This window comes from Pandoraea sp. NPDC090278, assembly GCF_044772185.1.
GTDB lineage: Bacteria > Pseudomonadota > Gammaproteobacteria > Burkholderiales > Burkholderiaceae > Pandoraea.
The window spans coordinates 306,305-327,092 of sequence record NZ_JBIVYJ010000005.1 but is presented as its reverse complement, the minus strand read 5'-3'; the positions used below and the strand labels follow the sequence as shown (position 1 = coordinate 327,092).

Sequence of the window (20,788 nt, the reverse complement as noted above, 5' to 3'; positions counted from 1 at the left end):
CTCGCAATTCCACACGGCTTCAGTGTAACGCGCAGTGACGTGTCGCGTGATGAGACCCTGTTCACGAGGCGGGTTCCGGGGCCACCTCGCGAAGGCGTTCGTCAGTGGCTGTGGTGCGTCCCGAGCGCGGGCTTTGCCGTCGATGTCTCGCTCATACGCGGTTCCTGCGCCATGGGCTGGGGATGCTTGCGTTTTGCGGTGGCGGTTTCCGGTACGTGCGCCAGCAGCCAATGCGTCAGCTCCTCGATCACCTTATCGCGATCGAGGTCGTTGAGCGTTTCATGAAAGTGACCGGGATACAGCCGAAGGGTCTTGTCCTGAGACCCGGCGTTGCCGTGAAACTGTTCGCTCGCCCACGGTGCGGTGAGCCGGTCGGCGGTGCCGTGGAAGACGTAGAGCGGCAAATGCAGCGCGTCGGCGTTGGCGTGAATGCGCGCCATTGCGTCGAGCAGTTCGGCGGCGGTGCGTGCCGGGGTGCCGCGATAGGCGTTGAGCGGATCTTTCTTCGCGGCGTCGACCACGGTCTTGTCGCGGGCAATGGCGGCCGGATCGATCTTGAAGACTGGCACCTTCGGTAGCCAGCGCGATACCCAGCGACCGGCCTTCACCATCCACGGCGCGACCGGTTCGCCCGGGGCGAGGGCGGGGCTGCTGAGCATCAGGCCGCTCACGTTTGCGGGCGCGCGCGTGATTGTGTAGAGCGCCGCGATGGCGCCTCCCATGCTATGACCGAGCAGGAAGAGCGGCGTCGGCCCAAAGGTCGTGCGCACGTGCGTGAGGAAGATCTCGGTGTCGTTAAGGTATTCGTCGAAATGATTGACGTAGACACGCGAGCCTTCCGAGCGGCCGTGCCCGCGCAGATCGTAGGTGACGGTCGCGATACCGAGCGACGCGAAATGCGCCGCCAGGCGCGCGTATCGTCCGCCGTGCTCCCCCATGCCGTGCACGATGGCCACCACGGCGCGCAGTGGGGTGTCTGTGTCGCCGTCGGTGTCCGGATACCAGCTATGGACGTGGAGCATCAGTCCGTCGCTGGCTTGCAGGCGCGATTCCGAGTGCGTTGTCATGTCTCCTCCTGGCGCGTTGGCCGGGTGAGCGTCGTACGTGCGACGGCTCAGTGATGATCGGGTGCGCCATTCGATCATAGGCCGTCCTGCGCCGGGGTGAATTCTCTAGAGGAAACGCACCACGAGGAAACTGGCTGCGCGTCACGATTTGCATAAAAATAGCACGATCGTTCGGGGTGGCGGGACGCCGGGTAAGCGCGTCTGGCCTGCCTCCGGAGCCGTGATCGTAAGGATCGTGCATCCGTGGCCTATTGAAAGCGACACATGAACGCTTGCCACAAAATGCCATAAATATGCACATAATGCGTTATCGGCTGAGTGGTTATAATGGCAGCGGATTGACGTAAACGTAACTTTGGAGCGAGTTCATGAAGATCCTGGTACCGGTCAAACGGGTAGTGGATTACAACGTAAAGGTTCGTGTGAAGAGCGACGGCAGTGGCGTCGACATCGCGAACGTGAAGATGTCGATGAATCCGTTCGACGAAATCGCGGTGGAAGAGGCGGTGCGTCTGAAGGAAGCGGGCGTGGCGACGGAAGTGATCGCGGTGTCGGCGGGCGTAGCCCAGTCGCAAGAGACACTGCGTACGGCACTGGCCATCGGTGCGGATCGCGCGATTCTCATCGAGTCGGACGAAGAGTTGCAGCCGCTGGCCGTGGCCAAGCTGCTCAAGGCGCTGGTGGACAAGGAACAGCCGCAACTGGTGATCCTCGGCAAGCAGGCGATCGACGACGATTCCAACCAAACCGGTCAGATGCTCGCGGCGCTGGCAAAGCTGCCGCAGGCGACGTTCGCCTCGAAGGTGTCGGTCGCGGATAACCGTGCACAGGTGACGCGCGAAGTGGACGGCGGTCTTGAGACCGTGTCGCTGTCGCTGCCCGCCGTGATCACGACGGACCTGCGCCTGAACGAGCCGCGTTACGTGACGCTGCCCAACATCATGAAGGCGAAGAAGAAGCCGCTGGAGACCGTGAAGCCTGCGGATCTGGGCGTGGATGTGAGCCCGCGTCTGAAGACGCTGAAGGTGGCCGAGCCGCCCAAGCGCAGCGCAGGGGTGAAGGTGGCGGACGTGGCAGCGCTCGTCGACAAGCTCAAGACCGAAGCCAAGGTTATCTAAGGGAGACGACGAGATGAGCATTCTGGTCATTGCAGAACACGACAACCAAACCATCAAGTCGGCGACCCTGAACACGGTGACGGCAGCGCTGCAATGCGGCGACGACGTGCACGTGCTGGTCGCGGGCAGCAACGCGAAGGCTGCGGCCGACGCCGCCGCGCAGATCGCCGGTGTGAAGAAGGTGCTGCTGGCAGACGCGGCCTACTTCGGCGACGGTCTGGCGGAGAACATCGCCGACGAAGTGGTGTCGATTGCAGGCAACTACTCGCACATCCTGGCTCCGGCCACGGCGTACGGCAAGAACATCGCCCCGCGCGTCGCAGCGTTGCTCGACGTCGCGCAGATTTCGGATATCACGAAGGTCGACAGCGCCGACACGTTCGAGCGTCCGATCTACGCAGGCAACGCGATTGCGACGGTGCAAAGCGCCGACAAGGTGAAGGTCATCACGGTGCGCTCGACGGGCTTCGACCCGGCAGCCGCCACGGGTGGCAGCGCCGCAGTAGAGAGCATCGCCGCGACGCCGGATGCAGGGGTGTCGCAGTTCGTGGGCCGTGAAGTGACGAAGCTGGACCGTCCGGAGCTGACCTCGGCGAAGATCATCGTCTCGGGTGGTCGCGGTCTGGGCAGCGGCGAGAACTACACGAAGGTGCTGGAGCCGCTGGCGGACAAGCTGGGCGCAGCGCTGGGCGCATCGCGTGCTGCGGTCGACGCCGGTTATGTGCCGAACGACTATCAGGTTGGCCAGACGGGCAAGATCGTCGCACCGCAACTGTATGTGGCTGTGGGCATCTCGGGTGCGATCCAGCACTTGGCGGGCATGAAGGATTCGAAGGTGATCGTGGCGATCAACAAGGATCCGGAAGCGCCGATCTTCTCGGTGGCGGACTACGGTCTGGTGGGCGATCTGTTCACCGTCGTGCCGGAACTGACGGGCGCGCTGTAAGCGTCTGACGTAGTACCGAAGTGATGTTGTGCGGCTGCGAGATTCATCTCTCGCAGCCGATTCGCATGAGGAGGCGCGCAGTTGCGTCTTCATGCGAATCGGTCGAGCAGCACCTGCAGTGAAAACAGAAAGAACATAACGATAAGCATCCCGGTAATCGCCACCCATCGAAGGCAATCGGAATCCCTTGGAGGAACGACATGAGTTATCAGGCCCCGATCAAGGACATGCAGTTCGTGATGAACGAACTGGCGGACCTGAACCGCATCGCTGCGCTGCCGGGTTATGAGGAAGCCTCGCCCGAACTCGCACAGGCCGTGCTTGAAGAAGCGGCCCGCTTCAATCAGGAAGTGCTCGCACCGCTGAACGTGATCGGCGATCAGCAACCGAGCACGTGGAAGGACGGCGTTGTTACGACCACGCCCGGCTTCAAGGACGCGTTCCGTCAGTTCTCCGAAGCGGGCTGGCAAGGCGTGGTGCATCCGCAGGAGTTCGGCGGTCAGGGGTTGCCCAAGCTCGTCGCCACACCGTGCACGGAAATGCTCAATGCCGCGAACCTGTCGTTCGCCCTGTGCCCGCTGCTGACCGACGGCGCCGTCGAAGCGCTGCTCACCGCCGGTACCGACGCACAGCGCGCCCTCTACGTCCCGAAGCTGCTCTCGGGCGAGTGGACCGGCACGATGAACCTGACCGAGCCGCAAGCCGGTTCCGATCTCGCGATGGTGCGCACGCGCGCAGAGCGAGAAGGGGACGGCAGCTATCGCATCTTCGGCACCAAGATTTTCATCACGTTCGGCGAACACGACATGGCGGAGAACATCGTCCACCTCGTGCTCGCGCGCACGCCCGATGCGCCCCCGGGGGTGAAGGGCATCTCGTTGTTCATCGTGCCGAAGTTCAACGTCGACGCCGAGGGCAAGCTCGGTGCGCGTAACGACGTGCACTGCGTGTCCATCGAGCACAAGCTCGGCATCAAGGCGAGCCCGACGGCCGTGCTGCAATTCGGTGACAACGGTGGTGCGACGGGGTATCTCGTCGGCGAAGAAAACCGTGGTCTCGAGTACATGTTCATCATGATGAACGCCGCGCGTTTTGCCGTCGGTATGCAGGGCGTGGCCGTCGCCGAGCGTGCCTATCAGCACGCGGTGGCGTATGCGCGGGATCGTCTGCAAAGCCGTCCGGTGGATGGCTCGTCGCGCGACGCCGTCACGATCATTCATCACCCCGACGTCAAGCGCATGCTCATGACGATGCGTGCGCTGACCGAAGGCGCTCGCACGCTCGCCTACGTGGCGGCGGCGCAGGCCGATATCGGTCATCACGCCGCCGACGCTGCCGAGCGCAAGCGCGCCCAGGCGATCTACGAATTCCTCGTGCCGATCGTGAAGGGCTGGAGCACGGAGATGTCGCTGGAGGTTACGAGCCTCGGCGTGCAGGTGCACGGCGGCATGGGCTTCATCGAAGAGACGGGGGCCGCGCAGTACTATCGCGACGCGCGCATTCTTCCGATCTACGAAGGCACGACTGCGATTCAGGCGAATGACCTGATCGGCCGCAAGACGCTGCGCGACGGCGGTGCAGTGGCACGCACGCTGTGCGAGATGGTCGAAGCGACGGAGAACGAGCTGCGCGCCGCGGGTGGTGTGGCGGCATCGGTCGCGGAGCGCCTTGCCAAGGGACGCGAAGCGCTGTCGATCGTGGTCGACTATGTCGTGGCGAACACCCAAGACAACGCCAACGCCGTGTTCGCAGGCAGCGTGCCCTATTTGAAGCTCGCGGGGATCGTGCTGGGCGGCTGGCAGATGGGACGTGCGTTGCTGGCCGCGCAGAAACTGCGCGATCAGGATCCGTCGTTCTTCGATGCCAAGATCGGCACCGCACGTTTCTTCGCAGATCACATCCTGACGCAGGCGCCGGGTCTGGCGCAATCGATCACCGAGGGCGCCGACTCGGCCCTGTCGCTGAACGACGCGCAGTTCTGACGCGCTTCGTTGTGTGAAAAAAGTAAGGCGACCTGCGGGTCGCCTTTTCTTTTGCGCACGAATATCGTCGAACAAACATCGTTGGACGAAAAAAAACGGCACTGCGTGATTCACGCAGTGCCGTGCATTGGGTCCCCGCCTCAGCCGCTAAGCCGGCATCCTGAACCGAAGGTTCAAGGTGGTCGCGGTTAGTAGCGCTTTGGGTTCATCAGACAGAGTGACGCTCACGCCAGCACTACAAACTTCCGCAACCTGCAACAGATCATTGGTTCAAGGAATCTATGACTTTCGCGAACCAGGCAGGGAAAACTAACCTTTCGGACCAGACGTCTGCGGGTGTCTTTCAGTTCTGATACTGATCGATCACTGCGCTCAGCCGTTCGTCCATGAGTTGCATTCTACGCTGAATTTCTTCGGCGGGGAATGCTTGTCCAGCAGCAATACTTTTTTCCAGCGCAAGCAATTCGGATGCCAGGCTCAACGCTGCCATGACGGCAATCCGGTCGGTGCCGCGCACGCTGCTTTGCGCGCGCACTTTGCTCATTTCGGCATCCACGCGCGACACGGACGCGAGCAGGTCGGCTTCGTGTTCCGGCGGGCAGGCGAGTCGGTACGACTGTTCCAGGATATGAACTTCGAGCTGCTTGATCGTCATGCGTTTTCTCCACCGGGGGCACCGAGCAGATCCATCTGACCCTCAGCGGGGTTCTGCGTGGGAAGCTTTTCAAGGATGGCGTTCAGGCGAACCTGTGCCTCGTCGATCTTGGCGGCAAGCTGATCGCGTTGCAGACGCAAGGCGTCGCGCTCCGTGCGCAATTGCTCAATGGCAGCGCGGGTTTCGTCGCATTCGGCACGCGCGCGGTCGAGTTCCGCGAGCAGCGCTTGATTGTGTTGGTGAAAACGCTGGCTGATAACAACCAGCTGTTCCATTTTGTCGGTGAGATTGTCGAGATCGGTGAGCATCGGGCTGCGTCCTCTTGATTGCCCTACATTCTAACGGAATCGGCGGCCAGTGCCCGACGAACGAGCATTGACGCTCGTTCCAATGGCCCCTACACTTGCGGCACTTCGGTGCTCGCGCACGCCCCCCGGCATGCGCAGTTAAACGGGAAACAGGGAGCCGCGTCCCCACACGGGCTGGCCAACCTGTGCTGCCCCCGCAACGGTAAGTCATTCTTTCGGCCCGAAAGGTTTCCGAAAACGCGCCTCGCCTCCATTGCCACTGTGTGCTATCCGCATGCGGGAAGGCCGGTCAGGCGCGACGATGACCAGCCCGGATACCGGCCCAAGTGAGTGGGGAATCATCCATGCCGCCCGGCCCTGAGCCGTAGGTGGCCTGACGTCGTTTTCATGTGTCGATGCTCCGCATCCGTGACGTGTCACCGGCGCTCCCCTTGCGCCGGCGGCCCGCGGGGGAACGGGTCAAGGCTATAAGAAAACTACGGAAGTCACACCTGACCATGCGCACCCACGTCCGCGCGATGACGCCGCACGCGCCTGCTTTTGCACGTCTTGTACCCTCTGCAGCACCCGCTGCCACACCCGCTACCCTCGCTCCGCACCGTCTCGCGATCGCTGCCGCCTTGCTGGCTGCCAGCCTCGGCGCACACGCGCAGTCGAGCGACGCATCGCTCAACACCACCGTCGTGACGGCCTCGCGCACCGAGCAGAAGCTGGCGGACACGCTCGCCTCCACCTCGGTCATCACGCGCAAGCAAATCGAAGACAGCCAGGCGCAGGACATCCCGTCGCTGCTGCGCGGTCAGGCTGGCGTGGAAATTACGCAGAACGGCGGCTTCGGCACGACGGCCAGCATCTTCATGCGCGGCGCGAACTCGAACTCGTCGCTGGTGCTGATCGACGGCGTGCCCGTCAACTCGGCCACGACCGGTGTGACCAACATCGCCCAGATTCCGGTGTCGCAAATCGATCACATCGAAATCGTGCGCGGCAACGTATCGGCCCTGTACGGCTCGCAAGCCGTTGGCGGCGTGATCCAGATCTTTACGCGTAAGGGCGACGGCGGCCCGCCCAAGGCCTACGCCGAAATCGGCTACGGCACGAACAACACCACGCAAGCCAACGCCGGTATCGCCGGGTCGTTCGAAGACGGCAAGACGCGCTTCTCGCTGGATGTCTCGCGTTTTCACACCAACGGTATTTCGGCCCAGGACCCGCGCTTCGCACCGAAGGTCAACCCGAACCGCAACGGCGACGACAACACCAGCGTGACAGCCTCGCTCTCGCGCAAGTTCGGCGACACGTGGGAAGTCGGTGCGCGTCTGTTTCAGAGCGACGGCAGCAGCAGCTACGACAACGCTTTCGGCAAGCCCTCCGATCTGAACGACACCGACGCACGCGTGCGTCAGATCTCGGCGTACGCCAAGGGCAACATCACCGACAAGTGGAACACGCGCTTCACCGTCACGCAGGGCGACGACTACAGCTACAACTACCAGAACGGCAAGGGCAACGGCAACTTCCATACGTCGAACAATCAGATCGACTGGGCCAACGAATACGCCTTCATGCCGGACCACAAGCTGATCGCCGGTTACACGCGTCAGGAACAGACGGTCGAAGGCAGCACGACCTACAACCACAACAACCGCCATCTCGACTCGTTCTACGTCGGCTATGAAGGTGTCTTCGCGCAGAAGCACGAAGTGCAGGCCACCGTTCGCCGCGACATGTATTCGGACTTCGGCGGCGCGAACAGCTACTGGGTCGGTTACGGCTACAAGCTGACCGAACAGTGGAAGCTGATGGCCAACGCGTCGGACGGTTTCCGCGCACCGACCTTCAACGAACTGTTCTACCCGGGCTACGGCAACCCGAACCTGCAACCGGAACGTTCGATCTCGAAGGAGCTCGCTGTCCAGTTCTACGACCCGGCCTTCGGTCTCGCGAAGCTGGCGTTGTTCCGCACGAACTACACGAACCTGATCCAGTCGCTGTCCGTGTTCCCGTACACGGCCGCGAACGTGGCGAACGCGCGCGTCGAAGGGCTTGAGCTGACGTATCAGGGCAAGATTCAGTGGACGGGCACGGACGTTCGCGCGTCGTTCACGCGTCAGAACCCGACCGATCTCGATGCCAACAAGGTACTGGCTCGCCGCGCCAAGCAATACGCGTCGTTCGGCGTGTCGCAGAAATTCCTCAGCAAATACTCGGTCGGTGGCGATGTCTATTACAGTGGCGAGCGTTACGATACGGGCGGCCAGCATCTCGGCGCTTACACGCTCGTGAACTTGCAGGCACGCTACGATATCGACAAATCCTGGTACGTCTCGGCGCATCTGGACAACGTCTTCAACAAGAACTACCAGACGGTCTATGGCTACAACACCCTTGGACGCGCAATTTACGTCTCGCTTGGCTGGAAGCAGTTCTGACGACGTCCCGGCGGGACGTGACGCCGCATGACGCTGCGTCGCGCCCTCGCCATCTGGACGGGACTGGCCGGTATCGCGCTGGCTGTGCTCGTTGCGTCGCTCATGCTCGGGAGCGTGCCGGTTTCGTTGCGTGAGATCGGTGCGCTCGCGCTCGGCCACGACGCTGGTCTCGCTGGCGACGTGGTCTGGCGACTGCGTCTGCCGCGCGCGCTCGCCGCCTTCGCCTGCGGCGGTTTGCTGGCGGTGGCGGGCACACTCATGCAAACGCTGCTGCGCAACCCGCTCGCCGACCCGTACGTGCTCGGTATCTCCGGTGGCGCGGGCGTCGCGGCGCTTGCGTCGCTGGCGCTCATGCTGCCGTTTTTCTGGGTGCAGACGAGCGCTTTTCTCGGCGCACTCATCGCCATCGCTATCGTGTTGGGGCTGTCGCACCGCAGCTTCCTGCGCCCCGGCGATCAGGACAGCAGTACCAAACTGTTGCTCACCGGCGTGATGATGGCCGCCGGTTTCGGTGCACTTTCCACCCTGATTCTCACGCTCGCGCCCGACGCGAGTCTGCGCGGCATGCTGTTCTGGCTGACGGGCGATCTGAATGGCGTAGATCGCGCGTCGCTGCCGCTGATCGCACTGGCCGTGACCTTACTCATCGTGTGCCCGGTCGCCCATCGGCTGAACGTGCTGCTGCGCGGCGAGGCTGTGGCACAGGCCGTCGGTGTTGCCGTCGGCCCGTTGCGTGCGCGCATCTATCTGGCAGCGTCGCTGGCGACAGCCGTCGCCGTGACGACCGCAGGGAGCATCGGCTTCGTCGGACTCGTGGTGCCGCATATTCTGCGTCTGCGCTTCGGCAACGACCAGCGCATGTTGATTCCAGCGGCCGCCCTCGGTGGCGGCGCCTTACTGATGCTCGCCGATCTGGTCGCGCGTACCGTGATCGCGCCCACGCAACTGCCGGTCGGTGTCATCACGGCGATGATCGGCGTGCCCGTGTTCCTGTGGCTGCTCTCGCGACGGGTGATCCGATGACATCACACCCGACAACCAACGCACCGATGCTGCAAACCCACGCGCTAACGCTGCGCGCAGGCGAGCGCATGCTCGTCGACTGGCTCGATCTGTCGATTGCTTCGGGCGAGTGCTGGTGTCTGGCCGGACCGAACGGCGCGGGCAAGACGACGCTGCTCGGCACGCTCGCGGGCCTGCGTCCCATCGACGACAAGCGGCAACGCGACGCCACCATCACCGCCAGCGGACGCGTGGACATCGCAGGCAAGCCGCTCGCGCAATGGCGTCCCGCACCGTTGGCGAAAGTGCGCGCGCTCATGCCGCAGCAGAGCCGTGACGCGTTCGGCGCGACCGCGCTGGAGGTCGTGCTCGCGGGCCGTCATCCGTATCTCGCGCAGGGCCGCTGGGGCGCATGGGAGTCCGACGATGACGTCGCGCTGGCCATCGCCGCGCTCGCGCAGGTCGGGCTGGAAGACTTCGCATCGCGCGACGTCACGACGCTCTCGGGCGGCGAGCGTCAGCGTGTATCGCTCGCGGCGGTGATTGCGCAGGCCACGCCGTTGCTGCTACTCGACGAACCTGTATCGCATCTCGATCTGCATCATCAGATCGACGCGCTCGAACTCCTCGCCCGCCACGCACGGCGCGACGATTGCGCCGTCGTTTTTTCGTGTCACGATCTCAACCTCGCGCGTCGCTTTGCCACGCATGCCCTGTTGCTCGACGGCCGTGGCGGCTGGCGTGCCGGTCCAGTGCAGGAAGTGCTCTCGGCTGAGTATTGCAGCGACGCGTTCGGCTATCCGCTTCGCCTGATTCGCGATGGCGACGACGAGGCGCTAGTGCCAGTGCGGCGCACATGATTGACGTAGACGGTGTACGTCCCCTTATTTCCGTATTCGACTTGATTGACAGGTGCTGTCCATGACCCAGGAAACTCCGAAATCCGACGCGCTCTCCGCCGATGACACGAATGCCGACGACGGCCGCAACGAACGCCATCGCGCGCGCATGGTGCGCAAGAAGGCGGTCGTCGACGAAAAGATTGAGAAGGCGCAGCGCGACTGCGGCGTGATCGTCATTACGACGGGAAACGGCAAGGGCAAATCCAGCTCGGGCTTCGGCATGGTCGTGCGCGCGATGGGGCACGGCATGAAGACCGGCGTCGTGCAGTTCATCAAGGGTGCCATCCCCACGGGCGAGGAGAAATTCCTGCGTCGCTTCCCTGAAGAATGCGAGTTTCACGTGATGGGCGAAGGCTACACGTGGGAGACGCAGGATCGCACGCGCGATATCGCCAAGGCCGAAGCGGCGTGGGAACAGGCACGCCGCATGTTGCAGGATGCTTCCTTCGGTCTGGTGTTGTTCGACGAACTGAACATCGCGCTCAAGCTCGGCTATCTCGACGTGAACACCGTGATTGCGGACTTGCAGGCGCGTCCCGACATGCAGCACGTGGTCATCACCGGCCGTGGCGCGCCGCAGGCGCTCATCGACGCAGCCAACACCGTGACCGACATGACGCCCGTGAAGCACGCGTTTGCCGACGGCATCCGCGCGCAGCCCGGCGTCGAAATGTAATTCCAGTCTCACTGCTCATCGTTTCAGGACGTTCCCGTATGACCGCATTCAGCCCCTTGCTGGCAGAACTCTTCGACATCGCTGCGCCATCGACGGCCATGGATGCCGCGCTTCAGCATGCCATCGACATCAAGACGAAGCCGCCCGGCAGTCTCGGCGCACTCGAGCGCGTGGCGCACCGGATCGGCCGCATTCAGCAGAGCGCGACGCCGGAACTCACGCGTCCCGCGATGCTGGTGTTCGCGGGCGATCACGGCGTGGTGGCTGCGGGCGTGAGTCCCTATCCGCAGGCCGTGACGGCGCAGATGGTGCTCAACTTCCTGCGCGGTGGCGCCGCCATCAATGTCTTCTGTCGCGCTGGCGGCATTGAGATGGAAGTGATCAACGCGGGCGTGGCGGCGGACTTCCCGGCCCATGCGTCGCTCGTGGACATTCCCGTTGCGCGCGGCACGCAGAACTTCGTCGACATGCCCGCCATGACGCGCGAGCAACTGGAGACGGCGCTCGCCGCGGGTGCTGCGCGTGTGGTCGCGCACGCGTCGCGCGGCACGCGCATGATCGGCTTCGGCGAGATGGGCATTGGCAACACGTCGGCCGCAGCTTGCCTGATGCAGCGTCTGACGGGGTTGCCGCTTGCCGACTGCGTCGGCCGTGGCACGGGTGTCGACGACGCCGGGCTCGCTCGCAAGACGGCCGTGCTTGAGCGCGCGCTGGCGGCGCATCCGGCAACCGGTGACACGCCTGATCCGCTCGACACGCTTGCGACTTTCGGTGGCTTCGAAATCGCGATGATGACCGGCGCATACCTCGCCGCTGCGAAGCTCGGCCTCGTGATCGTGGTGGATGGCTTCATCAGCACGTCGGCACTGCTGGTCGCCGCGCGCGTTGCACCTGCGGTGCTCGATTACTGCGTGTTCGCGCACGCGTCGGACGAAACCGGGCATCGCGCCATGCTCGACGCGCTTGGCGCAGAACCGCTTCTGCAACTGGGACTACGTCTTGGCGAAGGCACAGGCGCGGCACTCGCGATGCCGTTGATTCAGGCGGCCGCGGCGTTCCTGCGCGAGATGGCGACGTTCGAGGGCGCGGGCGTCAGCGACCGCGAATGATCGAGAATGACATCGACTGAGTACGAGACGACTCACGAATGACGACCTCCGCCCCTGACCCGTCCGACGACACCGTACCGCAGACGCGCGTGCCTGTGGTGCAGGATCGTGCGCCGGTGTCGTTCGGCGGATTCCGGGGGCAGTTGCGTCTGTTCCTGACCGCGCTCGGCTTCTTCACGCGTGTGCCGATTCCGCAGTGGGTCGGTTACTCGCCTGAGCAACTGAACGCGGCGACGCGTTATTTTCCGCTCGTCGGCGTATTCGTCGGTGCGCTGGTGGCGTTGCTGACGGTCGCGATGGGACACGTCTGGTCGCCGCATCTCGCCATTGCGCTGGGGCTTGCTGTGAGCGTGCTGCTCACGGGCGCGTTTCACGAAGACGGACTGGCGGATTCCGTCGACGCATTCGGCGGGGCGTTCGAGCGCGAACGCGTGCTGGAGATCATGCACGATTCGCGCATCGGGACTTACGGCGCTGTGGCACTGTGGCTGGCGCTGGCGGTCAAGTGGCAGGCGCTCGTCGACATTCAGGCGTCGGTCGGGTGGGGCGGCTTTGCCGTGGTGCTGATCGGCGCACATGCGGCGAGTCGCAGCATGGCGATCAGTCTGCTGCGTGCACTCGACTACGTACATCCCGAAGGCAAGGCGAAGCCGGTGGCACAACGGCTGAGTCTCGGCGGACTGATGTTCGGCGTGCTATGCAGTGCGCCGTGGTGGGTGTGGCCCGATTGGCGCGCCGGTGTGACGGGCGTGGTGGTCTTGATAGCACTGCGCGCTGCATTCATCCGCTATCTACGCCGACGCCTCGGTGGCTACACCGGCGACACACTGGGCTTCGCGCAGCAACTCGGCGAACTTGCGCTCTATCTCACGGTGTGCGCATGGATCTGATTCTGGTGCGTCATCCGCAGCCCGATGTGGCGTCGAACGTCTGCTATGGCCGCACGGACTTGCCGGTCGATGCCTCGCGTTTCGACGCGACCGTGGCGTCGATGCAGGCGAGACTTGTTGCGTTACTCGATGGCCGGACGCCGGTCGCCATCCATAGCAGCCCTTTGCAACGCGCCCGTCGTGCGGCGGATGTCCTGGCCGCGTCGTTCGGGTTGCCTGTGACGCAGGATGCGCGTCTGGCCGAGATGGATTTCGGGGCGTGGGAAATGCAGTCGTGGGACGCCATCGATCATCACGATCTGGATGCGTGGGCCCGCGACGTTTCAGGCTTCTCGCCGCCCGGTGGCGAGTCGGCGCGAAACATCGCAGTGCGCGTGGACGCGTGGGCGAGGGGATTGCGCGGTGACGGGGCCGATGAACATACAGCGAAGGACGCGGTGCATGTTGCCGTCGCCCACGCAGGCCCGATTCGGCTGCACACGGCGACCGCACTACGCCTGCCGACGACGGCGTGCCTGTCGTGGACGCTCGACTTCGGCGGCATCTGCCATCTGCATATCGCCGACGACGCTCAGGCGCGGCTGGTTCGCTGGAACGGCTAGACGTCCGCTGCGTTATTGCATTACAGCGCTCCACGTGCGGATGCGCCACGCGACATCGCGCGTGGCATTGTCTTCGCTATGCCCTTTACTTCGCTGCTGCCGTCCGACGCGACCGAGCGATATCGAGGTCTTCGCACATCGTGCGTGCGCCGTCGAGAATGCGCGGGCTGGGACGGTTGATGAGGTCGCCGTCGATGCCGAACAGATTGTTGTGCGCGACGGCCGGGAGTTGCGGCCACTTGCGCCAGTTATCCAGCGTGGCCAGTGGCTTGTCGGACTTCTTGGCCCCGGGCGTCGCGGTGAACATCGCTTCCGGCGCTTTGGCCAGCACCGCTTCGATGGACACGCGCGGCACCAGCGCCGATTCGTCCGCGAAGACGTTCACACCGCCGCACAGGCGGATCACGTCACTCACCATATGCGTGCCGTTCAGCGTCATGAGCGGCTGCGTCCACACCTGATAGAACACCGGCACCGGCGCACGCGACGCATATTGCTTGCGTAACGCTTCATAGCGCGTGCGGAAGGCCTCGGCCGATACCTTGGCCTTGGCAGGCGTGCCCATCAGCGTCCCGAGCGTCTCAATGGCCGCAGGCAGATCCGTCAGATGCTTCGGTTCCGAATAGAACACGGGCAACTTCAACTGACGCAGCGCCTCGACTTGACGCTGTGAGTTGCCATGCATCCACACGACAAGCAGATCGGGCTTGAGCGCGAGAATGCGTTCGAGATCGAGCGCGCTATTGTCGCCCACGTGCGGCAGGCGCTGCGCCGCCTCCGGATAGTCGGAGTACTTCACGACCCCCACGACCTTGTCGCCCGCACCGGCGGCGAACAGCAACTCGGTGGCGTGCGGCGACAGACTGACCACGCGCTGCGCCGGGGCGGGCAGGGTGACAGTCGCACCGGAGTCGTCCTTCACGGAAACGGCGGCGTGCGCGCCGGACAGGGGCGCACCTGCGAGGCAGGCGAAGGCGAGAGCAAGTGCCTGAACGCGAAGGCGGGTGAGCATGGCCGGGCGGGGCAGCGAAGTCAGCGACATGGGGGCGATGCGTTCGATGAACGCGAAGCGAGGCGGGTGTATGGGCTGGCGGGTGCGAGACGCTCCAACAAAGGAAACGTCTAAAAATGAGATCATTCCCGCCACGGACCCGTCATTTTCTGCGGGTTGAGGCGCGGCGACAAGCGTTTGAAAGACCGTCCTGCGAACCGATGTCACGTAACGACTGTCGAATGATGCGTAGCATTCGGCGGCATGTCAGCCGAGCCGGACAGAACTGAAGGAGTCGAAGTCGTGAAACGAAACTTGGGAATGGTGGGCGCTGCGGCGCTCGTGGTGGTCGCGATGCTCGCCGGGTGCGCTGCGCCGGGTGGCGGTTCTGGTTCGGGAAGCAGTGCAACGAGCACTAGCAAGGTGCAAGCCTATGGCGTGCTCGACGCCGGTGTGGCTGTGGTGAGATAAGGGGTGAGATAGCGCTTGATAACGCGTCGATCCAACGTATCGACACGAACACGTCGACCCAAATGACTGCGCCCCCTGACGCCGAAGCGTTCAGGGGGCGCAGTGTCTAACGCAGTGCTGCGTTAGTTCGATGCCGGAGCCGGGGCTGCGGCACCTGCGTCCGATGCCGGAGCGCTCATGGCACCTGCATCCGATGCCGGGGCGCTCATGGCGCCGCCACCTGCATCGCTGGCAGCAGCCGGTGCGGTCGTGTCGGCGGCCGGAGCGGCCGACTGGTCTTCCTTCTTGGAGCAACCCACCGTCACAACAGTGGCGGTCAGAAGCGTGGCGAGCAACAGCGGCAGTTTTTTCATTTGGTCGTCCTTTTAATTGGGAAAGCCCTTGCGAAAGAACCTTCAGTCTAGCGGCGCCTTTCGGCGATGACTGTGTGCATTTGTTGCAGAAATGCTTCAATTTGTAACGAAAACGGCAGGAATACCCGTTATTTAATACCGCGTAAGCAGTCCCTCGGCAGTCTCTCGGATATCCCCGGGCAACGTACACCCGTTCGGAAGCATAACGGGAAATTTGGATGGGTCCTGTCAGCGCCAGTTCCCGAAAACGTCATTTGGGACGGAATCCGGGACGCAGCGCCGTCAGCGCACCCGCCAGTCGCCGCCATTCGTCTTCGGTCGCTGGCAGGCCCAGACGCAGGCTTGGCAGCGTCTGGACGCCATCCCCCGACGAGATCGGGCGTGCATCGAACAAGCGCGTCCATACGCCTTGTTCAGCCAGTTGTTCGTGCCATTGCGGTGCATGCGCATGTGGCGTCCAGGCAAATAGCGGTGTGCCAACCGTTGGCCAGTGATGGTCGCGCAATAGCGATAACAGTCGTTCACCCTCCTGCAACAAACGTTCCCGCGTCGCGAGTTGCCATGTCGTGTCGCTCAGGGCTGTTCGCACTGCGAACCTTGCCGGGCCGCTGACCGTCCATGCACCGAGCCGTTCGGTCAGACGTTTGCCAAGCCCTTCAGGGCACAACGCGAAGCCCGCGCGGATCCCCGCCAATCCGAAGAACTTTCCGACCGAGCGCAGGATGACGAGGCCTTCTTCGCTCGCGTGGGGAGTCATCGACGCGGCGGGGGATACGTCCGCAAAGGCTTCGTCGACGATCAGCATGCCGCCGCGCGCGGCCAGTTGTGCTTGCCATTGGGCGAGCGTCTCACGCGCGACGGATCGCGTCGTCGGATTGTCGGGATTGACCCAGACGAGGTAGTCGACATCCGGCAAGCCCGCTTCCGGTCCGAGCCACGGGACTAGCGTGTGTCCGGCGTGCGCGAACGCCGGTGCGTACTCGCTGTAGGTGAGCGATGCGACGACGACGCGTCCCGGACGAAGCAGCGTGGGCAGCGTGCGGATGACCGCCTGCGAACCCGCGCAGGGCACCACGGTTTCCACCGGTACGCCGTAATAGCGGGCGGCGACATCGCGCAGGTCGTCGAAGGCGTCGGGAAGATCGCGCCAGACATCCGGCGGCGGCATCGGCACCGGATACCCCACGGGATTGATACCGGTCGACAGATCCAGCCAGTCTTCGCGAGGACGTCCAAACCGGCGGATGGCTTCGCCGAGATTGCCGCCGTGGCGCGGGGCGTCGGAGGCAGACGATGAGGCTGATGGTGCGGGTGCAGCGGGTGATGCAGACATGACGTTCGGAAAGACAGTTACAGCAGTGTGGTGGGCATGGCATCGGCCTGCGACGCAGCGAACAGCGCGAGCGCGCCGGTGACGATCAGCCACATCCACATGGAGCGGGAGATCAGCCGCCAAGCGGCCTTGATGTGTTGTGCGGAGGGTTCCATGCCGCAGCCAAGCGGCGGACGCGTCTCCCACTCGCCGTGATATCGCGCGGGTCCGCCGAGCTGAACGCCGAGGCTGCCCGCACCGGCGGCCATCACGGGACCGGCATTGGGGCTGGACCACGCGCTAGCCTGCGTACGCCAGCAATCGGTGGCACGCGCCACGTCGCCGAAAATCGCGTAGCTCGCGGCCGTCAATCGCGCGGGAATCCAGTTGAGGACGTCGTCGATGCGCGCCGCCGGTCGGCCGAAGTACAGAAACTTGTCGGTGCGATAGCCCCACATCGCGTCGAGCGTATTGGCCAGACGAAACAGCACGACGCCGGGCGCACCGGCAATGGCGAACCAGAAGAGCGCGCCGAAGATGGCGTCGTTGCCGTTCTCCAGCGTCGATTCGACGGCGGCGCGCGCGAGATCGGACGCGTTCGCGTCTTCCGTATCGCGCGAGACGATGCGCGCCGTGAGGGTGCGGGCCTGTGTCAGATCGCCGTCGCGCAGCGCGTGCGCAATGGGCATGACATGTTCGCGCAGACTGCGGGCGCCGAGCGCCGCGTACAACGCCAGTGCTTGCCAGACGATGCCACCCCAGCCGGGCAAGAACGTCAGCGCCCACGCGATCAGTACGGGAATCACGAGCATGATGCACCACGCCCACGCGCCACGCGTCATGGCGCTGAACGGCTTGTCGCGCACTTCGGGATCGTTGAGCCATGCCTCCACACCGTTGGCGATATAGCCGAAGCCGACCAGCGGGTGCCACCGTCGTGGCTCGCCGAGCCAGGCGTCGAGCAACACGCCGATCAATGCGGCGAGCCAGAGCGATTCGGGCGCGAGTCCTGTGAGCATCGGCGAGTGACTCCTTTTCTCTCTTATCCCTTGACGGCCATCGGCAGCCCGGCGACCACAAAGCGCACGTGCGGTGCCAGCGCGGCGACACGCTGGTTGAGACGTCCGAGTTCATCGACATAACGTCGCGTGACCGAGCCCATCGGGATCACGCCCAGTCCGATCTCATTGCTGACGACGACGATCTTGCCAGGCAGCGATAGCAGCGTCTGCGCGAGCGTGTCGACGACGCTTTGCCACTGTGCATCCGTCGCCGGTCCCTCGGGATGATCGTCTGGTGGACACAGCCAGCCCGCGAGCCACAGCGGCAAGCAGTCGACAAGCACGCAATGGCCGTCCCGTGCGGCGTCCCTCAGTGTGCGCGATAGCTCGCGTCCGGCTTCCACCGTTTCCCAATGCCCCGGACGGCTCGCCCGGTGATGCGCAATGCGCGCCTGCATCTCGGGCTCGCCGGTCACGGCGGCCGTCGCGACATAGGTCACGGGCAGGCCGCTCTGCGCGGCGAGACGTTCGGCAAAGGCACTCTTGCCGGAGCGCGCGCCGCCGAGCACGAAGGTGAGATCGGGGGAGTTCGGAACGAGGTCGGTCATGGCGGATATTGTACGAGCGCCCGATGCGATAATCCGCGTCATGAGTGAAATCCCTGTCAAATTCGAAGCGCTTGCCAGCCCGCGTCGCGGCACCCTGATGATTCAGGGGACGTCGTCGGATGCGGGCAAGAGCACGGTCGTCGCCGGACTTTGTCGTCTGCTATATCGCGAGGGCGTGCGCGTCGCCCCTTTCAAACCGCAGAACATGGCGCTCAACAGTGCTGTGACGGCCGACGGCGGCGAGATCGGACGCGCACAAGCGTTGCAAGCGCAAGCGGCAGGCGTCGCCCCGCATACCGACTTCAATCCTGTGCTGCTCAAGCCGAGCAGCGACCGGGGGGCACAGGTCATCATCGGCGGCAAGGTCGTGGCCGATCTCGATGCGCGTGCGTATCAGGAATACAAGCCTCGCGCGATGGCGGCGGTGCTGGCCGCGTACGAGCGTCTGCGCGCGGGGTACGACGCGGTGCTGGTCGAGGGCGCAGGCAGCCCGGCCGAGGTGAATCTGCGCGCGCGCGACATCGCGAACATGGGCTTCGCCGAGGCGGTCGATGCTCCGGTGCTGCTCGTGGCCGACATCGACCGGGGAGGCGTCTTCGCGCAATTGATCGGCACGCTCGCGTGTCTGTCGGACAGCGAACGTGCGCGCATCAAGGGCTTCGTCATCAATCGCTTTCGCGGCGATCCGTCGCTGCTCACGAGCGGGCTGGAATGGTTGGAGACGAAGACGGGCATCCCGGTGCTGGGCGTGTTGCCATACCTGCACGGGTTGCATCTCGACGGCGAGGACATGCTGCCCGGTGAGCGTCACAAGGCCGCAAGCGGCGAGACGCGTCTGCGCGTGACCGTGCCCGCCTTGCCGCGCATCAGCAATCACACCGATTTCGACGCTTTGCGTGCGCATCCGCAAGTCGATTTCCGTTACGTCGGTGCGGGCGAGACTTGGCCCGCCAGCGATCTTGTGATCCTTCCCGGCAGCAAGCACGTGCGCGCCGATCTCGCGTGGTTGCGCGCACAAGGCTGGGAATCGGCGATAGCGCGGCATCTGCGATATGGCGGCAAAGTGCTGGGCATCTGCGGCGGCTTGCAGATGCTCGGTGCCGCGATTCACGATCCGCTCGGACTCGAGGGCGACGCAGGCACGACCTCGGGTCTCGGCTGGCTGGAGATCGAGACTACGATGGAGACGCAGAAGCAACTGCGCGTGGTGGCCGGACATCTCACCGCTGGCGACGCCCCGGTGAACGGCTATGAGATTCACATGGGTGTGACGCGCGGGGCGGCGCTCGCGCGTCCTGCTGTCTGGCTGGAGGGTGACGCACAAGGCGCGCAGGGCCCGGTCGCCGACGGTGCCCGCTCAGCCGACGATCAGGTCATGGGGACGTATCTGCATGGCCTGTTCGACACCCCCGAGGCACTGCAAGCACTGCTTACGTGGGCGGGCGCACGCGATCTGGCGGTGCAGGACTACAACGCGCTGCGCGAGGCGTCGCTCGACCGGTTGGCCGACGCGTTTGCCGCGCATCTGGATTTGCCGCGCGTGTGGGCGTGTCTGCGCTAGCGGGAAGGCGGGTTGGTGTGTGTCTGGACGACGGGCTGAGGTCCGGCCGGAAGTCGATCTGGCCCGGCGGAAGCGGCACCGTCATCGACCCGTTGTAATATTGGCGAAAATCGACCTCGGGGAGTCTGCAATGCCGGTGATTGTGGTGGCGAATCCAAAGGGTGGCGTGGGCAAGAGCACGCTGGCGACGAATCTGGCGGGCTATCTCGCCGCGCAGGGCCATGCCGTCATGCTGGGCGACACGGATCGTCAGCAGTCCTCGCGCGCCTGGCTGGGGCTGCGTCCACCGGCGCTGCGTCCGATTGCCACCTGGGATGTCGATCACAACGAGGTGGCCCGTCCGCCCAAGGGCACCACGCACGCCGTGCTCGATACGCCTGCGGGTTTGCACGGCAAGCGTCTCGATTCGATCCTCAAGCTCGCGGACCACATTCTGGTGCCGTTGCAACCGTCGATCTTCGATATCCTCGCCACACGCGATTTTCTGCAGAAGCTGGGCGAAGAGAAGGCGGTGCGTCAGGGCGACGTGCGCATCGGGGTGGTCGGGATGCGTGTGGACGCCCGCACCCGGGCGGCCGATCAGCTCTCGCGTTACTGCGAGGAGGCGGGCCTGCCGGTGCTCGGCATGCTGCGTAACACGCAGAACTACGTGCAGCTCGCCGCGCATGGGTTGACGTTGTGGGACGTGGCGCCGGGGCGCGTCGAGCGCGACCTGCCGCAGTGGGACGGCATCACCGAGTTCGTGGCGAAGTCTGCGTGACCGTATAGAGACAAAAAAGGGACCCGCGGGTCCCTTTTTCTT

At 64.3% G+C, this 20,788-nt stretch carries 21 protein-coding genes, 1 other RNA gene and 1 riboswitch; of the genes, 13 read left to right on the top strand and 9 right to left on the bottom strand.

Features of this window, described 5'->3' with window-relative positions; genetic code table 11:
* Window positions 1-101: 101 nt before the first annotated feature.
* Entirely contained in the window at window positions 102-1,067 is a 966-nt protein-coding gene (locus tag ACIQWO_RS19280; protein ID WP_402827592.1) for a lysophospholipase, read from the bottom strand.
* A 368-nt stretch (window positions 1,068-1,435) separates the two neighbouring features.
* Here ACIQWO_RS19280 and ACIQWO_RS19275 point away from each other — a divergent pair, with 368 nt between their 5' ends.
* The 3 genes from ACIQWO_RS19275 (at window position 1,436) to ACIQWO_RS19265 (ending at window position 5,113) form a co-directional block, all read left to right on the top strand.
* Window positions 1,436-2,185 carry an electron transfer flavoprotein subunit beta/FixA family protein gene (locus ACIQWO_RS19275; protein WP_039399700.1) on the top strand — a complete coding sequence of 250 codons (750 nt, stop codon included), beginning with the start codon at window positions 1,436-1,438 and terminating at the stop codon, window positions 2,183-2,185.
* A 13-nt stretch (window positions 2,186-2,198) separates the two neighbouring features.
* Window positions 2,199-3,131, top strand: a complete 933-nt coding sequence (locus ACIQWO_RS19270; RefSeq protein WP_402827589.1) for an electron transfer flavoprotein subunit alpha/FixB family protein — start codon at window positions 2,199-2,201, stop codon at window positions 3,129-3,131.
* A 200-nt stretch (window positions 3,132-3,331) separates the two neighbouring features.
* Window positions 3,332-5,113 (top strand): acyl-CoA dehydrogenase, encoded by a 1,782-nt coding sequence (locus ACIQWO_RS19265; RefSeq protein WP_402827586.1) that lies wholly within the window; start codon window positions 3,332-3,334, stop codon window positions 5,111-5,113.
* A gap of 128 nt (window positions 5,114-5,241) precedes the next feature.
* Here ACIQWO_RS19265 and ssrS read toward each other — a convergent pair.
* The 3 genes from ssrS to ACIQWO_RS19250 all read right to left on the bottom strand — a co-directional run bounded on the left by ssrS (window position 5,242) and on the right by ACIQWO_RS19250 (window position 6,076).
* A non-coding RNA gene (ssrS, locus tag ACIQWO_RS19260) (6S RNA) lies at window positions 5,242-5,422 on the bottom strand.
* A gap of 34 nt (window positions 5,423-5,456) precedes the next feature.
* Complete coding sequence (locus tag ACIQWO_RS19255; RefSeq protein WP_039400039.1) at window positions 5,457-5,768, bottom strand: cell division protein ZapA; 312 nt, start codon at window positions 5,766-5,768, stop codon at window positions 5,457-5,459.
* A complete protein-coding gene (locus ACIQWO_RS19250) occupies window positions 5,765-6,076 on the bottom strand; it encodes a hypothetical protein (RefSeq protein ID WP_039400036.1) in 312 nt (103 codons plus the stop codon). Before ACIQWO_RS19250 ends, ACIQWO_RS19255 begins: the two co-directional genes overlap by 4 nt.
* 89 nt (window positions 6,077-6,165) lie before the next feature.
* A riboswitch (cobalamin riboswitch) is annotated at window positions 6,166-6,417 on the top strand.
* Window positions 6,418-6,573: 156 nt separating this feature from the next.
* Here ACIQWO_RS19250 and ACIQWO_RS19245 point away from each other — a divergent pair.
* From ACIQWO_RS19245 to cobC, 7 genes are all read left to right on the top strand, one after another.
* The gene (locus tag ACIQWO_RS19245; protein WP_402827582.1) at window positions 6,574-8,508 is read left to right on the top strand and encodes a TonB-dependent receptor plug domain-containing protein; all 1,935 of its coding nucleotides are present in this window, start codon (window positions 6,574-6,576) and stop codon (window positions 8,506-8,508) included.
* 27 nt (window positions 8,509-8,535) lie between these two features.
* Window positions 8,536-9,531: a FecCD family ABC transporter permease gene (locus tag ACIQWO_RS19240; RefSeq protein WP_402827579.1), complete on the top strand. Its 996-nt coding sequence runs from the start codon at window positions 8,536-8,538 to the stop codon at window positions 9,529-9,531.
* Window positions 9,528-10,370 carry an ABC transporter ATP-binding protein gene (locus tag ACIQWO_RS19235; protein ID WP_402827576.1) on the top strand — a complete coding sequence of 281 codons (843 nt, stop codon included), beginning with the start codon at window positions 9,528-9,530 and terminating at the stop codon, window positions 10,368-10,370. Before ACIQWO_RS19240 ends, ACIQWO_RS19235 begins: the two co-directional genes overlap by 4 nt.
* A gap of 61 nt (window positions 10,371-10,431) precedes the next feature.
* Window positions 10,432-11,088, top strand: a complete 657-nt coding sequence (cobO, locus tag ACIQWO_RS19230; protein ID WP_402827573.1) for a cob(I)yrinic acid a,c-diamide adenosyltransferase — start codon at window positions 10,432-10,434, stop codon at window positions 11,086-11,088.
* Between the two features lie 38 nt (window positions 11,089-11,126).
* Complete coding sequence (gene cobT / locus ACIQWO_RS19225) at window positions 11,127-12,197, top strand: nicotinate-nucleotide--dimethylbenzimidazole phosphoribosyltransferase (protein ID WP_402827570.1); 1,071 nt, start codon at window positions 11,127-11,129, stop codon at window positions 12,195-12,197.
* 38 nt (window positions 12,198-12,235) lie between these two features.
* Window positions 12,236-13,087, top strand: a complete 852-nt coding sequence (locus tag ACIQWO_RS19220) for an adenosylcobinamide-GDP ribazoletransferase (RefSeq protein ID WP_402827567.1) — start codon at window positions 12,236-12,238, stop codon at window positions 13,085-13,087.
* Window positions 13,078-13,689, top strand: a complete 612-nt coding sequence (gene cobC, locus ACIQWO_RS19215; protein WP_402827564.1) for an alpha-ribazole phosphatase family protein — start codon at window positions 13,078-13,080, stop codon at window positions 13,687-13,689. The genes ACIQWO_RS19220 and cobC overlap by 10 nt, the downstream gene beginning before the upstream one ends.
* Window positions 13,690-13,774: 85 nt before the next feature.
* Here the strand turns inward: cobC and ACIQWO_RS19210 are convergent, their stop codons facing one another.
* Complete coding sequence (locus tag ACIQWO_RS19210) at window positions 13,775-14,731, bottom strand: cobalamin-binding protein (RefSeq protein ID WP_402827561.1); 957 nt, start codon at window positions 14,729-14,731, stop codon at window positions 13,775-13,777.
* Between the two features lie 252 nt (window positions 14,732-14,983).
* Here ACIQWO_RS19210 and ACIQWO_RS19205 point away from each other — a divergent pair, with 252 nt between their 5' ends.
* Window positions 14,984-15,151 carry a hypothetical protein gene (locus ACIQWO_RS19205; protein ID WP_402827558.1) on the top strand — a complete coding sequence of 56 codons (168 nt, stop codon included), beginning with the start codon at window positions 14,984-14,986 and terminating at the stop codon, window positions 15,149-15,151.
* Window positions 15,152-15,273: 122 nt separating this feature from the next.
* Here ACIQWO_RS19205 and ACIQWO_RS19200 read toward each other — a convergent pair whose 3' ends face one another.
* The 4 genes from ACIQWO_RS19200 to cobU form a co-directional block, all read right to left on the bottom strand.
* Window positions 15,274-15,504 (bottom strand): hypothetical protein, encoded by a 231-nt coding sequence (locus ACIQWO_RS19200; protein WP_233328394.1) that lies wholly within the window; start codon window positions 15,502-15,504, stop codon window positions 15,274-15,276.
* Window positions 15,505-15,754: 250 nt separating this feature from the next.
* Window positions 15,755-16,837 carry a threonine-phosphate decarboxylase CobD gene (cobD, locus tag ACIQWO_RS19195; RefSeq protein WP_402827553.1) on the bottom strand — a complete coding sequence of 361 codons (1,083 nt, stop codon included), beginning with the start codon at window positions 16,835-16,837 and terminating at the stop codon, window positions 15,755-15,757.
* Window positions 16,838-16,854: 17 nt separating this feature from the next.
* Window positions 16,855-17,835 carry an adenosylcobinamide-phosphate synthase CbiB gene (gene cbiB / locus ACIQWO_RS19190; RefSeq protein WP_402827550.1) on the bottom strand — a complete coding sequence of 327 codons (981 nt, stop codon included), beginning with the start codon at window positions 17,833-17,835 and terminating at the stop codon, window positions 16,855-16,857.
* Window positions 17,836-17,858: 23 nt separating this feature from the next.
* Window positions 17,859-18,425 carry a bifunctional adenosylcobinamide kinase/adenosylcobinamide-phosphate guanylyltransferase gene (gene cobU, locus ACIQWO_RS19185; RefSeq protein ID WP_402827547.1) on the bottom strand — a complete coding sequence of 189 codons (567 nt, stop codon included), beginning with the start codon at window positions 18,423-18,425 and terminating at the stop codon, window positions 17,859-17,861.
* 40 nt (window positions 18,426-18,465) lie between these two features.
* On the opposite strand from cobU, the gene ACIQWO_RS19180 reads away from it, so the two are divergent.
* Both ACIQWO_RS19180 and ACIQWO_RS19175 read left to right on the top strand, forming a co-directional pair.
* A complete protein-coding gene (locus ACIQWO_RS19180) occupies window positions 18,466-19,986 on the top strand; it encodes a cobyric acid synthase (protein ID WP_402827544.1) in 1,521 nt (506 codons plus the stop codon).
* 130 nt (window positions 19,987-20,116) lie between these two features.
* Window positions 20,117-20,746: an AAA family ATPase gene (locus ACIQWO_RS19175; protein ID WP_402827541.1), complete on the top strand. Its 630-nt coding sequence runs from the start codon at window positions 20,117-20,119 to the stop codon at window positions 20,744-20,746.
* Window positions 20,747-20,788 lie beyond the last annotated feature (42 nt).